Annotated in this window: 13 protein-coding genes and 1 pseudogene; 6 read left to right on the forward strand and 8 right to left on the reverse strand. The window is 68.7% G+C overall.

Translation table 11 applies throughout. From position 1 onward, the window contains the following. The first annotated feature begins 37 nt into the window (after positions 1-37). From IPK27_21580 to orn, 6 genes are all read left to right on the forward strand, one after another. Positions 38-1,465 carry a PLP-dependent aminotransferase family protein gene (locus tag IPK27_21580; GenBank protein MBK8070104.1) on the forward strand — a complete coding sequence of 476 codons (1,428 nt, stop codon included), beginning with the start codon at positions 38-40 and terminating at the stop codon, positions 1,463-1,465. Positions 1,466-1,802: 337 nt separating this feature from the next. Continuing rightward, complete coding sequence (gene guaB / locus IPK27_21585; GenBank protein ID MBK8070105.1) at positions 1,803-3,260, forward strand: IMP dehydrogenase; 1,458 nt, start codon at positions 1,803-1,805, stop codon at positions 3,258-3,260. A gap of 137 nt (positions 3,261-3,397) precedes the next feature. Beyond that, positions 3,398-3,907, forward strand: a complete 510-nt coding sequence (locus tag IPK27_21590) for a hypothetical protein (GenBank protein MBK8070106.1) — start codon at positions 3,398-3,400, stop codon at positions 3,905-3,907. Then, entirely contained in the window at positions 3,904-5,472 is a 1,569-nt protein-coding gene (gene guaA / locus IPK27_21595) for a glutamine-hydrolyzing GMP synthase (protein ID MBK8070107.1), read from the forward strand. The genes IPK27_21590 and guaA overlap by 4 nt, the downstream gene beginning before the upstream one ends. Positions 5,473-5,570: 98 nt before the next feature. Further along, positions 5,571-6,059, forward strand: coding sequence for a tRNA adenosine(34) deaminase TadA (tadA, locus tag IPK27_21600; protein ID MBK8070108.1), 489 nt, complete (start codon positions 5,571-5,573; stop codon positions 6,057-6,059). Further along, positions 6,052-6,624, forward strand: a complete 573-nt coding sequence (gene orn, locus IPK27_21605; GenBank protein MBK8070109.1) for an oligoribonuclease — start codon at positions 6,052-6,054, stop codon at positions 6,622-6,624. Before tadA ends, orn begins: the two co-directional genes overlap by 8 nt. 391 nt (positions 6,625-7,015) lie before the next feature. Here orn and IPK27_21610 read toward each other — a convergent pair. The 8 genes and pseudogenes from IPK27_21610 to hisB all read right to left on the reverse strand — a co-directional run bounded on the left by IPK27_21610 (position 7,016) and on the right by hisB (position 13,422). Beyond that, positions 7,016-7,715, reverse strand: a pseudogene (locus IPK27_21610) (response regulator). Continuing rightward, positions 7,712-8,014, reverse strand: coding sequence for a hypothetical protein (locus IPK27_21615; protein MBK8070110.1), 303 nt, complete (start codon positions 8,012-8,014; stop codon positions 7,712-7,714). Before IPK27_21615 ends, IPK27_21610 begins: the two are co-directional and overlap by 4 nt. Beyond that, on the reverse strand, positions 7,956-9,170 hold the full coding sequence (locus IPK27_21620; GenBank protein ID MBK8070111.1) for a HAMP domain-containing protein: 1,215 nt from the start codon (positions 9,168-9,170) through the stop codon (positions 7,956-7,958). Before IPK27_21620 ends, IPK27_21615 begins: the two co-directional genes overlap by 59 nt. A 101-nt stretch (positions 9,171-9,271) precedes the next feature. Then, positions 9,272-9,874, reverse strand: a complete 603-nt coding sequence (locus IPK27_21625) for a bifunctional phosphoribosyl-AMP cyclohydrolase/phosphoribosyl-ATP diphosphatase HisIE (protein MBK8070112.1) — start codon at positions 9,872-9,874, stop codon at positions 9,272-9,274. 374 nt (positions 9,875-10,248) lie between these two features. Then, positions 10,249-11,016 carry an imidazole glycerol phosphate synthase subunit HisF gene (hisF, locus tag IPK27_21630; GenBank protein ID MBK8070113.1) on the reverse strand — a complete coding sequence of 256 codons (768 nt, stop codon included), beginning with the start codon at positions 11,014-11,016 and terminating at the stop codon, positions 10,249-10,251. Then, a complete protein-coding gene (gene hisA / locus IPK27_21635) occupies positions 11,013-11,738 on the reverse strand; it encodes a 1-(5-phosphoribosyl)-5-[(5-phosphoribosylamino)methylideneamino]imidazole-4-carboxamide isomerase (GenBank protein ID MBK8070114.1) in 726 nt (241 codons plus the stop codon). Before hisA ends, hisF begins: the two co-directional genes overlap by 4 nt. Further along, entirely contained in the window at positions 11,735-12,364 is a 630-nt protein-coding gene (gene hisH, locus IPK27_21640) for an imidazole glycerol phosphate synthase subunit HisH (protein ID MBK8070115.1), read from the reverse strand. Before hisH ends, hisA begins: the two co-directional genes overlap by 4 nt. Beyond that, positions 12,361-13,422, reverse strand: coding sequence for a bifunctional histidinol-phosphatase/imidazoleglycerol-phosphate dehydratase HisB (gene hisB / locus IPK27_21645; protein MBK8070116.1), 1,062 nt, complete (start codon positions 13,420-13,422; stop codon positions 12,361-12,363). The genes hisH and hisB overlap by 4 nt, the downstream gene beginning before the upstream one ends. Positions 13,423-13,542 lie beyond the last annotated feature (120 nt).

Here is a 13,542-nt window from a genome sequence, read left to right on the forward strand (position 1 = left end):
TCCCTCGATTGGATGGGGCCAATCCGTGCAACTCCATCTGCCGCTGGATCCGGCGCTACCGCTGGTGCGCCAGCTGATCGAAGCCCTGCGCGCGGCGATCCTGGAGCGCCGCCTGCTGCCGGGCGAGCGCCTGCCCGCCACCCGGCTGCTGGCGCGCCAGCTCGGCGTGTCGCGCAACAGCGTGCTGGCCGCCTACGAGCAACTGACCGCCGAGGGCTATCTCGCGGGCCGTGTCGGCGCCGGGAGTTTCGTCCAGGCGCTGACGGCGCCCCTGACCGGTCAGACCGCAGGCAGTCCGCAGGCGGCCAGCCTGGCGACTTACGGCGAGCGTGTCGCGGCGTTGGCGCCAGGACTGCGCGAACAGCGGCACCCGCACCGCTTCGACCTGATTTACGGCTCCCCGCCAGTGGCGCCGCAGTTGCACGCCGCGTGGCGCCGCGCCCTGGTGCTGGCCGCGGACAACACCGCCTTCGACTATCCGCCTGTCAATGGCCTGCCGGCACTCCGCGCGGCGCTGGCGCAGTACCTGGCGCGACGCCGTGGGCTCATCGCGGATCCCGGCGACATCCTGATCGTCGCCGGCATCCAGCAGGGCATCGACCTGGTCGCGCGCGTGCTGCTCGATCCGGGCGACCGGGTGGTGACCGAGGATCCCTGCTACCACGGCCTGCGCGACGCCTTCGCGGCGCACGGCGCGCGGGTGGAGTCGCTGCCGGTCGATGCACAGGGCATCGATTGCGCGCGCCTGCCAGCGGATGGCGCGCGCCTGGTGGCGGTGACACCCTCGCACCAGTTCCCGACCGGCGCCGTACTGTCCTTGCCCAGGCGCCTGGCGCTGCTCGACTACGCCGCGCGCCATGGCAGCTATGTGCTGGAGGACGACTACGACGGCGAGTATCGCCACCGCGGCCACCCGCTGGCGGCGCTGCGCTCGCTCGACCGCGATGGCCGCGTGCTCTACGTCGGCTCGTTCTCGCGCATCGTCTTCCCCGCACTGCGGTTGGGCTACCTGGTCATGCCGCCAGCGCTGCGTCCCGCGCTGCAAGCCGCACGCTGGCTGGCCGACCGCGGATCGGCGGCGATCGACCAGCGCGCCCTGGCCAGTCTGATCGCCGGCGGACAACTCGAACGGCAACTGCTGCGCAACGCGCGCCGGCTGGACGAGCAGCGGGAGGTGCTGATCGCCGCGCTGCGCCAGCAATTCGACACGCGCATCGAGATCAGCGGCGGCGATGCCGGCATGCATTTGTGTGTCAGCCTGCTCGACCTGCCCGCCTCCGCCGAGCCGGCACTGATCGCCGCTGCCGCCAGGCTGGACGTGGGTGTCTACGGCGCCCGCGACTACTACCAGGCACCGCCCGGGCATGCGCAGTTGCTGCTGGGGTACGCGCATCTGCCGCCCTCAGACCTCCGGGAGGCGGTGGCGAGACTGGCGCGTGCCTTGGCGGAGGTACGGGGCGGGTAGTGGCTGGTTGTTGGTTGTTGGTTGTTGGTTGTTGGTTGTTGGTTGTTGGTTGTTGGCAGCGAAGCTCGCACGCCCGATGCACCCGTGATAGCCGACTCCGTCGACGATCTCTCCGGCGGCCGCCAGCAGTGATCGCGGCTGAAGCCGCTCCCACACGGCCACGGCACCCCGGATTTGCTGCCAATAACCGATAACCAACAACCGGCCGCAGCCTTCCAGCGGCAGTCGACGCCACCACCCGGATGGCCCACGGGAACCCCACCTGAATCGCCCGGAAAAGCGCCCTGCCCGGTGCCGCTATAATGCCGCGCCTCGCTACACCTCTGAGGCGATCACCATGCGTATTGTCGCCGAGGCGCTCACTTTCGATGACGTCTCGCTGGTTCCGGCTTACTCCTCGATCCTGCCGCGCGATGTGGATCTCGCCTCGCGCTGCGCCCGCCAGCTCGGGCTGAACATCCCGGTGATCTCGGCGGCGATGGACACCGTCACCGAATCGCGCCTGGCGATCACGATGGCGCAGATGGGTGGCCTGGGCATCATCCACAAGAACATGACCATCGACCAACAGGTCGCCGAGGTCCGTAACGTCAAGAAGTTCGAGGCCGGCGTGATCCGCGATCCGATCACGGTGAGCCCGACCGCCACCGTCCGCGAGGTGATGCAGCTCACCCGAAAGCACCAGATCTCCGGCGTGCCGGTGGTCGACGGCGCCGACCTGGTCGGCATCGTCACCAGCCGCGACTTGCGCTTCGAGACCCGCCTGGACGAGCCGGTCAGCAAGATCATGACCCCGAAGCCGCGCCTGGTGACGGTGCGCGAAGGCGCCAGCGACGATGAAGTGCTCGCGCTGCTGCACGAGTACCGCATCGAGAAGGTCATGGTGGTCAACGAGCACTTCCAGCTGCGCGGCATGATCACGGTGAAGGACATCCAGAAGGCGCGCGACAACCCGAACGCCTGCAAGGACGCGCAGGAACGTCTGCGGGTCGGCGCGGCGGTGGGTGTCGGCGGCGACACCGAGGCGCGCGTCGATGCGCTGGTGGAAGCCGGCGTCGACGTGATCGTGGTCGACACCGCGCACGGCCATTCGCAGGGCGTGATCGACCGCGTGCGCTGGGTCAAGCAGCGCAACCCGCAGATGCAGGTGGTCGGCGGCAACATCACCACCGGCGAGGCCGCGCTGGCCCTGGTGGATGCCGGCGCCGACGGGGTCAAGGTGGGCGTGGGCCCGGGCTCGATCTGCACCACGCGCATGATCGCGGGTGTGGGCGTGCCGCAGATCACCGCGGTGTCGATGGTCGCCAAGGCAATCGAACACACCGGCGCGGCGATCATCGCCGACGGCGGCATCCGCTACTCCGGCGACGTGGCCAAGGCGCTCGCCGCCGGCGCGCACTGCGTGATGATCGGCGGCCTGTTCGCCGGCACCGAGGAAGCACCCGGCGAGGTCGAGCTGTACCAGGGCCGCTCGTACAAGTCCTATCGCGGCATGGGCTCGCTCGGCGCGATGCAGCGTGGCTCCAAGGACCGCTACTTCCAGGACGATTCGGATGCGGACAAGCTGGTGCCGGAGGGCATCGAGGGCCGCGTGCCCTACCGCGGCCCGCTGCGCAACATCGTGCACCAGCTGATCGGCGGCCTGCGCGCGAGCATGGGCTATGTCGGCTGCGCGACCATCGATGCGATGCGCACCCAGCCGAATTTCGTGCGCATCACCAACGCCGGCGTGCGCGAGAGCCATGTGCACGATGTGCAGATCACCAAGGAAGCGCCGAACTACCGCCTCGACTGAGGGACGCCTGACATGCCACGCATCCAGGCAGCAGCGCACGACCGCGTAGGCCGGTGTAGCGCGCAGCGCTTCACCGGCAACAGCGCCGGAGAGCCGCTGCGCGCCACTCCGGCCTACGCCTCCGGGATGCATGGCGCATGAGCGAACAGGATCCCGAGATCCCCGAAGCCGTCGAGTGCGGCCCGTACCTGGCCGACAGCGACGGGGTGTACACCCGCGAACGCGGCGCGGAGCAGTGGCTGCTGATCGCCGGCTGCATATTGACCGTGCTGATGATCGGGCTGTTGCCGCTGACGCTGGAGCAGCGCATGCATGGCTCGCTGGGCCTGGTGATCGGCTGCGGCATCGGCAGTGTGATCGCCACCTGGTGGCGCCGGCGCAGCCCGCTGCCGCTGGTGCTGGTCAAGGACGGCGTGCTGCTGTGCTTCGCCCCGCGGATCGTGCCCAAGCTGCTGGCGCGCTTCCCGCTGGAGGCGGTCAGCAGCGTGGCGCTGTCTCCCAGCGCCGCCGGCATGCAGCTGGAATGGCTGTTCCGCGGCGGCGAACAGGGCCGCTTCACGCTCAACAAAGACCCGCGCCTGGCGCTGCCGCTGGCGTTTTTCCTCACGCTGCGCTTCGGCAACCGATTCAAGGATCGAAGGACATGACCTCCAACATCCACAGTGACCGCATCCTGATCCTCGACTTCGGCTCGCAGTACACCCAGCTGATCGCCCGCCGCATCCGCGAGATCGGCGTCTATTGCGAGATCTGGGCCTGGGACCATGACCCTGAAGAGATCGCCGGCTTCGCCCCGCGCGGGATCATCCTGTCGGGCGGACCGGAATCGGTCACCGAGGCCGGCTCGCCGCGCGCGCCGCAGCCGGTGTTCGACCTCGGCGTGCCGGTGCTCGGCATCTGCTACGGCATGCAGACGATGGCTGCGCAGCTTGGCGGCCGCGTGGTGCCGGGGCACGAGCGCGAGTTCGGCTATGCCTCGGTGCTGCAGACCGCGGCCTGCGCGCTGCTCGATGGCCTGGCGATCGACAACGAGGCACCGGCGCTGGACGTGTGGATGAGCCACGGCGACCGCGTCGAGGCGATTCCGCCCGGGTTCAAGGTGGTCGCCGCCACCCAGACGGTGCCGATCGTGGCGATGGCCGACGAGGCGCGCCGGCTGTACGGCCTGCAGTTCCACCCCGAAGTCACCCACACCCGCCAGGGCGACGCGATCCTGCGCCGCTTCCTCACCGACATCTGCGGCTGCCAGACGCTGTGGACCGCCGCCGGGATCATCGACGACGCCAGCGCGCGCGTGCGCCAGCAGGTCGGGTCGGACCAGGTGCTGCTCGGACTGTCGGGCGGGGTCGACTCGTCCGTGGTCGCCGCACTGCTGCATCGCGCTATCGGCGCGCAACTGCTGTGCATCTTCGTCGACACCGGATTGCTGCGCTTCGAGGAAGGCGACCAGGTGATGGCGCTGTTTGCCGAGCACATGCACCTGAACGTGGTGCGCGTCGACGCGCGCGAGCGCTTCCTCGGCGAACTGGCCGGGGTGGAAGATCCCGAGGCCAAGCGCAAGGTGATCGGCCGGCTGTTCATCGAGGTCTTCGAGGAAGAAGCCAGGCGCCACGGCAACATCCGCTGGCTGGCGCAGGGCACGATCTACCCGGACGTGATCGAGTCCGCCGGCAGCAAGACCGGCAAGGCGAATGTGATCAAGTCGCACCACAACGTCGGCGGCCTGCCCGAGCGCATGCGCATGGGCCTGGTCGAACCGCTGCGCGAGCTGTTCAAGGACGAGGTGCGCCGCCTCGGCGTGGCCCTCGGCCTGCCGCATGCGATGGTCTACCGCCACCCCTTCCCCGGCCCGGGCCTCGGCGTGCGCGTGCTCGGCGAAGTCACCGCGCCGGCGGTGGACGTGCTGCAGCGCGCGGACCACATCTTCATCGAGGAACTGCGCGCGCAGGGCCTGTACGACAAGGTCAGCCAGGCCTTCGCAGTGTACCTCCCGGTGCGCTCGGTCGGCGTGGTCGGCGACGCCCGCGCCTACGAGCCGGTGATCGCCCTGCGCGCGGTCGAGACCATCGACTTCATGACCGCCCACTGGGCCCATTTGCCCTACGACTTCCTCGACCACGTTGCCCGCCGCATCGTCAACGAAGTCCGCGGCGTCTCGCGCGTGGTCTACGACATCTCGGGCAAGCCGCCGGCGACGATCGAGTGGGAGTGAAGCGGTGAAAAGTGAAATGTGAAAAGTGAAACGTCGAAAGCGGGCTCGCGAGATTGACGTTTTACGTTTCACGTTTGACCGTGTGCAGAAAGGTCCAGATGAATCCGCTCACTCCCGACTCCCACTGGATGCTCCAATGCCTCGCCCTGGCCGCAGAAGCCGAAGCGCTGGGCGAGGTGCCGGTGGCGGCGCTGGTGGTGCGCGGGGATGAAGTAATCGGCCGCGGCTACAACCGCAACATCGTCGACTGCGATCCGTCGGCGCACGCCGAGATCGTCGCGATGCGCGAGGCCGGGCGCGTGGTGGGCAATCACCGGCTGGTCGGGACCACGCTCTACTGCACGCTGGAGCCCTGCCTGATGTGCGCGGGGGCGATGGTGCACGCGCGGGTGGCGCGGCTGGTGTTCGCCGCGGACGATCCGAAGACCGGCGCGGTGGGCAGCGTGTTCGACGCGCTCGCGGACCCGCGCCATAACCACCGCGTCGAAGTGGTGCGTGGCGTGATGGCGCTGGAAGCCGGGGAGCGCCTGCGGGCATTCTTCCGGCGCAAGCGGAACGAGGAAAAGGAGCGCAGGAACGGTGGCTGAGACCAAGGCAGGCAATTCGGACCGGTTGATCTGGATCGACCTGGAGATGACCGGGCTCGACCCGGACCAGGACTCGATCCTCGAGATCGCCACGCTGGTCACCGACAAGGACCTCAACGAACTGGCCGAAGGGCCGGTGTTCGCGATCGCCACGCCGCTGGAGCGGCTGCAGGCGATGGACGACTGGAACCGCAACCAGCATGGCAAGAGCGGCCTGTGGGCGCGCGCACTGGAGTCGGGTGTCAGCCTGGCCGAAGCCGAAGCGCGCACCCTGGACTTTCTGCGCCAGTGGGTGCCCGAGCGCGCCTCGCCGATCTGCGGCAACTCGATCTGCCAGGACCGCCGTTTCCTCTACCGCCAGATGCCCGCGCTGGAGCGCTACTTCCACTACCGCAACCTGGACGTCAGCACGATCAAGGAGCTGGCGCGCCGCTGGGCGCCGCAGGTCCTGGCGTCAGTGCAGAAGGAAGGGACGCATCTGGCGCTGGCCGACATCCGCGACTCGGTGGCCGAATTGCGCCATTACCGGCAGTTCATGGGCGTGCTCGGCGGCGGCATGGCCTGAACCCTGGGCATGGGCTGGAGAAGATCGCGGGCGGAGCCCTCCCGGTCCCCTCGCCCCTGCCGGTGCGCTTGTTCGCGCATCGAACCGTGACTCTCGCAAGTTTGCGGTCTGTGTTTCTGGACGCAAAGGAAGCAAAGGACGCAAAGGAGATCCAACGCGAAGCAGCGCTAGTGTGGTGTTCCGTAAGTAAGTTGAAGAAATTTCCGATGAATTTTGCGGCGAGGCAAGGCGAGAGGAGGAGTCATAGCAGGGCTATGGCGACGACGAGACCGCATCGGCGCAAAAGGCGCGGAAATAATTCAAGGTAATTACGGAACACCACACTAGGACAATCGCGGCATTTGCTTTCTTTGCGTTCTTTGCGTACTCAATTACAGGGTCGTCGTTCGCCCTACTCCCCCGGCTCCCATTTGTAGCCCACCCCATAGATCGAGCGGATCGGGTCGCTGCCCTCGCGGACGTCCTCGAACTTGCGGCGCAGGTTCTTGATGTGGCTGTCGACGGTGCGGTCGGATACCACGCGATGGTCGAGGTACAGGTGCTCCAGCAGCTGCGCGCGTGAGAGCACGCGGCCGGGACGGTGCAGCAGGGCCTTGAGCAGGCGGAATTCGACCGGCGTCAGGTCCAGCGGCTGGCCCAGCCAGCGCGCCTCGAAGCGTTCCTCGTCGATCGCCAGCGCAGTCTCCCGCGGCGCCGGCTCGCCGGCTGCGCCAGTCGTGCGCACGCCTGAGCAACGCGCGCACGCGGGCGACGACTTCGCGCGGGCTGAAGGGCTTGCAGATGTAGTCGTCGGCGCCCAGTTCCAGCCCGAGCAGGCGGTCGATCTCCTCCACCCGGGCGGTCACCATGATCACCGGCACGGTCGAAAAACGACGCAGCTCGCGACAGATGGTCAGCCCGTCGGTGCCGGGCAGCATCAGATCGAGCAGCACCAAGTCCGGCACCTCCAGCCGCAGCGCGGGCAACGCATCATCGCCGTGGTGCAGCAGGTCCACATTCGCACCGTCTGCGATCAGGTAATCGCGCAGCACCGCGGCGAGCTTGGGCTCGTCCTCGACGATCAGGATCCGTTTTCCCTGGGCGCAGCTCATGCCTTCGGCCACTCGATCCGGATCCTCACGCCACCCAAGGTTGAAGGCTCCGCTGCAATAGTCGCGCCATGCGCCTGCGCGATCCGGCGGACGATGGCCAGCCCCAATCCGGCGCCACCGGCCGCGCGGTTGCGCGAGGCCTCCACGCGGTAGAGGGGTTCGAACAAACGCGGCAGCGCATCGGGCGGCACGCCAGGCGCGCTGTCATCGATGCACAACTGCCAGCCGCGCGCCACCGCCTCAAGCGCGACGCGCACGCGGCCACCCGAATCGGTGTAGCGCGCGCTGTTGGTCAGCAAATTTCCCAGCAACTGCGCAACACGCCCAGCATCGGCGCGGACTGGCACATGCCGGCGGCAGGTCGGCGTCAACCGCGAGGCCCGCCCGCTGCAGCGCCGCGGAATGCGCGGCCACCGAATCGCGCAGGCACTCGGCGAGGTCGCAGGACTCAAAGCGGTAGGCCAGCGCGCCGGCATCCGCCAGCGACAGCTGGTAGAGATCGTCCACCAGGCGCGACAGGCGCTCGGCTTCGCCCGCGAGCGAGCGCACCGCGGCGCGGTCGAAGGGCCGCACGCCATCCTCCAGCGCCTCCAGCTCGGCGCGGATCACCGCCACCGGCGTGCGCAACTCATGGCTGATCTCGGCGGTCCAGCGCTGGCGCGCCTCGCGGTTCTGCTCCAGGGTGGCCGCCATTGCATCGAAATCGCGCGCCAGCTCGCCGATCTCATCGCCGCGCTCGCTGGCGATGCGCGCAGCGTAGTTGCCGGCAGCGATCTCGCGCGTGCGCGCCGCCATCTGCCGCAGCGGGTGCGCGGTGCGGCGCGCCAGAACCACGCCGGTACGCAATTGGGACTGCGCGAAAGCCAGGTCCCACTCGCTTTCCAGCCGTGGCAGTGGCAGGAAATGCAGACTGCCGACCACCGCGCCGTCCACTTCGATCGGCAGCTCCAGCGCGCCGGGCCAGGGCTCGGGCGGGCCGATGACCGGGATCGATGGTGCGTCGTAGCCCCCGTAGCGGCGGCGCGGGCCCTCGTCCTGCAGGGCGCCAGGGGGCGGCAATGGCGGGCGTCCCGCGCCGCCATCGCGACCGGGCGGTCCCATCCGTGGCGGCCGCTCGCGCGGTGGACGATCCTGCGGCGGCGGCGGCAGCTCAGCCCCGCGGCCGCCGCCCAAAGCCTGGTCGACCAGCCAGCGGAAGCGCATCGGATTGCGCCGGATGCGTTTCCAGCCACCGGCCTCGCGGTACTCACCGGCCAATGCCGGCAACAGCCCCTGCGCGCGCTCGCGGTCGATCTGGTTCACGTACTCCAGCAGGCCGCTGCGGAAGGCCTGTTGCTGCACCAGCAGCAACGAACCCACCGCGGCCAGCGTGGCCAATGCGGTGAGCGCGAACATCCGGTGCCAGAGCTTCAGGCGCAGCATGTGCGCAAGCGCTCGCGCGTTGGTCGTCGCCATGCGGGGCGGCGACAGCCGGCGGCCTTCCCTTTGGGCACACACGCCCCTTGCACCAGGCAGCCGTGGATGGGAGAATCCTCGGAATCTCCACAATGGGCCGGTCAGCGATGGCGCTCGCGCAGCTTGGCCGCAACATCGGCCAGTCCGAGGCTCTTGTCGCGCAGCAGCACGGTCAGGTGGTAGATCAGATCCGCGGCCTCGCCGAGCAATGCGTCGGCATCCTGCGCCACCGCGGCCAAGGCGGTTTCCACACCCTCCTCACCCACCTTCTGCGCGATGCGCCGGGTGCCGGCGTCGAACAGTTTCGTGGTGTAGCTGCCAGCCGGCCGCTCGCGATGACGCGCCTCGATCAACTTGGCGAGTTCGCCGAGGAAGGCGATATCCGGCCCCGGAAACTCGCCGAAGCAGGTCGTGGTGCCGTTGTGGCAGGTCGGCCCCTGCGGCCGCGCCAGCACCAGCAGCGTGTCTGCATCGCAGTCCACCGCCACCGACACCAGCGCCAGGAAATGCCCGCTGCTTTCGCCCTTGGTCCACAGGCGCTGCTTGCTGCGGCTGTAGAAGGTCACATGGCCGCTGCGCCTGGTCTGCGCCAGCGCTTCCTCGTTCATGTAGCCGAGCATCAGCACCAGGCCGCTGTCGGCGTCCTGCACGATCGCGGGGATCAGGCCTTTGGACCAGTCGGGGGTGGTGGCGGGGGTGGTCATGAGGCCGGATCTCGAGTGGGGGGTGGGGGTGGGGGGGGTTTGGGCAGCAGCCGCACGCCGCAGCCTGTGAGAGTTCCGGTGCCCCCGCCCGGTGCGCTTGTTCGCGCATCGAACCGTGACTCTCGCAAGATCGCGGCTGGCAGGGGGGGGGCAGCTCCCCCCCCGCCTTGCTCCGCTCCTTTGCGTCCCTTGGCCCCACGGTCGCGTTCCGGGGCTGAAAATTTGGAATCAACACCTTGGGCATGTTCGGTCGGCGGGCTTTCACCGGCCGTCGCCAAGAGATCAAGGCTTCGGGTTCCCGTTGCTGCCCACAACCCACAACCCAGAACCCAGAACCCAGAACCCAGAACCGAACTGGCCAAACAACCCTCCCGTCAAGGACGGATCTCGATTCCGCGCTCGATCAACGCCCGCTTCAAGTCCGGGATCGCGATGGCCCCCGAGTGGAACACGCTGGCCGCCAGCGCGCCATCGACATCCGCCTGTTCGAACACATCGGCGAAGTGCTCGACGGCACCCGCGCCACCGGAAGCAATCAGCGGCACCTTGCACAGCGCGCGCACGGACTTGAGCTGTTTCAGGTCGAAACCCTGGCGCACGCCGTCGACGTTCATGCAGTTGAGGACGATCTCGCCGGCGCCGCGCTGCTGCACTTCGACCACCCAGTCGAGCGTGCGGCGGGCCAGTTCGCGCGCCTTGTCGGGATCGCCGGTGTACTGGTTGACGCGGTATTCGCCTTCGAACTCGCGGCTGTCGATGCCGACCACGATGCACTGTGCGCCGAACTCGGCGGACAGCGCGTCGATCAGTTCCGGGTTCTCCAGCGCGGGCGAGTTCACCGAGATCTTGTCGGCACCGCCGAACAGCACGGCGCGCGCGTCGGCCACGCTGCGGATGCCGCCGGCGACGCAGAACGGGATGTCGATGGTGCGCGCCACCCGCTCCACCCAGCCGCGGTCCACGCTGCGGCCCTGCGGGCTCGCGGTGATGTCGTAGAACACCAGCTCGTCGGCGCCGGCATCGCGATAGCGCAAGGCCAGGTCGAGGATCTCGCCCATCACCACATGGTCGCGGAAGCGCACGCCCTTGACCACCTGGCCATCGCGCACGTCGAGGCAGGGAATGATCCGGCGCGCGATCATGCGAGCGCCTCGGCGAGGGTGAAACGCCCGTCGAGCAGCGCCTTGCCGATGACCACGCCGGCCGCGCCAATGCCGCGCAGCGCGGCCAGGTCTTCAAGGCCCTGGACACCGCCGGAAGCAAGGATCGACACCTCCGGCGCGAGCGCCTGCAGATGGCGATACAGATCGACATTCGGCCCGGCCAGCATGCCGTCGCGATCGATGTCGGTGACCAGGAAGTGCTGGAAGCCTTCGGCGGCATAGCCGGCCAGCAGTCCGTCCAGGGTGGACGTCTCCAGCGTGCGCCAGCCGGCCGTGGCCACGCGGAACACGCCGGTGTCGTCGGCGCGCGCATCCAGCGCCAGCGTCAGGCTGTCCGCGCCATAGCGCCAGCGCAGCGCACGCACCGTTTCCGGCTCGCGCACACACAGGCTGCCGATCACCACGCGCGAGACGCCGGCATCGACGAAGCGCTGGTAGTCGGCCTCATTGCGCACGCCGCCGCCGGCCTGCACGCGGATGCCGACATGCGTGGCGATTCGTTCGATGGCTGCCAGATTGGCGCTGTCGCCCGAGCGCGCGCCGTCCAGGTCGACCACGTGCAGCCACTGCGCGCCGGCATCGGCATAGGCCTGCGCCAGCGCGAGTGGGTCCTGGGCGTAGCGCTGCTCGCGGTCGTAGTCGCCTTTCTGCAGGCGCACCACCAGGCCGCCGCGCAGGTCGATGGCGGGGAAAATGATCATGCCGGCAGGTCCCCCGGACCGAGGTTGAGGAAGTTGCGCAGCAAGCGCGCGCCGACCGCCGCCGAGCGCTCGGGGTGGAACTGCGCGCCCATGAAGTTGCCGCACGCCACGATCGCCGAAAAGCGCTGGCCGTGCTCGCAGGCCATCAGCGTCAGCGCGCTCTCGGCCACCGCAAAACTGTGCACGAAATAGGCGTAATCGCTGCGGCCCAGGCCCGCGACCAGCGGGTGGTCGCGACACGGGATCAGCGCATTCCAACCCATGTGCGGGATGCGCACCCCGGGCGATTCGGGCAGGCGGCGGATGTCACCGGGGAGGATGGAGAGGCATTCCACAGCGCCCGACGCGTCCCCGCCCTCCTCCGACCCCTCGAACAGCAACTGCATCCCGAGGCAGATCCCCAGCACCGGCTGGGTCAGCGTGGGCAGGCGCTCGGCGAGGCCCAGCGCGTGCAGCTCGCGCATCGCCGCGGCGGCCGAGCCCACGCCCGGCAGCAGCACGCGCGGCGCGGCGCGGATCACGTCCCAGTCGCGGCTGACGCTGACGCTGGCCTGCGCGCGTTCCAGCGCGGCGACCACCGATCCGATGTTGGCCACGCCCGAGTCGACCACCACGACTGTGCTCACAGCACGCCCTTGGTGCTCGGCAGCACGTCGCCTTCGCGGCGGAAGGCCTGGCGGAAAGTGCGCGCGACCGCCTTGAAGCAGGCCTCGACCATGTGGTGCGCGTTGTCGCCCTGGACCGTCAGGTGCAGGTTGGCGCCGAGGGTGTCGCAAAGAGAGCGGAAGAAGTGCGGCACCAGCTCGGTCGGCAGCTCGCCGACGCGCTCGCGCGGGAAGCGACCGTCGAACTCCAGCCAGGCGCGGCCGGAGAGATCGAGCGCGGCGCTGGCGAGCGTTTCGTCCATCGGCAGCGTGAAGCCGTAGCGGCCGATCCCGCGCTTGTCGCCGAGCGCCTGGCGCAGCGCCTGGCCCAGCGCCAGCGCCGAGTCCTCCACCGTGTGGTGCTCGTCGATGTGCAGGTCGCCGGCGCACTTGAGCCTGAGGCCGAAGCCGCCATGCTTGCCGAGTTGCTCCAGCATGTGGTCGAAGAAACCCAGGCCCGTGCTGATCTCCGGCGCGGCCTCCGCGTCCAGGTCCACACTGACCTCGATGCGGGTCTCCTTGGTATTGCGCTGCACCGTCGCCGTGCGCGGCGCATCCAGCAACTGGCGCGCGATCTGCGGCCAGGAGAGGCCGGTCGGCCCGCAGCGGATACCCGCCACGCCGAGGTTCTGCGCGAACTGGAGATCGGTGTCGCGATCGCCAATCACCGCGCTGCGCGAACGGTCCCAGGATGGGTCGGCGAGGTAGTCCAGCATCATCCCGACCTTGGGCTTGCGCGTGTCGCTCGCTTCATGCGCAAAGTGGCGGTCGATGCGGATCGCCGCGAAGCGGATGCCCTGCGATTCCAGGATGTGCAGCAGCAGGTTCTGCGGCGGCCAGAAGGTGTCCTCCGGAAAGCTCGCGGTGCCCAGCCCGTCCTGGTTGCTGACCATCACCAGCTCATAGCCGGCATCCGCCAGCCGTTTGAGCGGCACGATCATGTCCGGCAGCAGCCGGAACTTCTCGATCGAATCGATCTGCTCGTCGGCCGGCTCCTCGATCAGGGTGCCGTCGCGGTCAATGAAGAGAATCTTGCGCATGAGGGTCCGGGAAATTGGTTAAACGCGGAGACGCAGAGAACGCGGAGAAAGCAGAGAAGCAGAGAAAAGCAGAGTGAAATGGATGCGTGGATTCAGCATTCTGGCTCGGGGCAATGGCTG

The organism is Rhodanobacteraceae bacterium (assembly GCA_016713135.1).
In the GTDB taxonomy this organism is placed as follows: Bacteria; Pseudomonadota; Gammaproteobacteria; order Xanthomonadales; family SZUA-5; genus JADKFD01.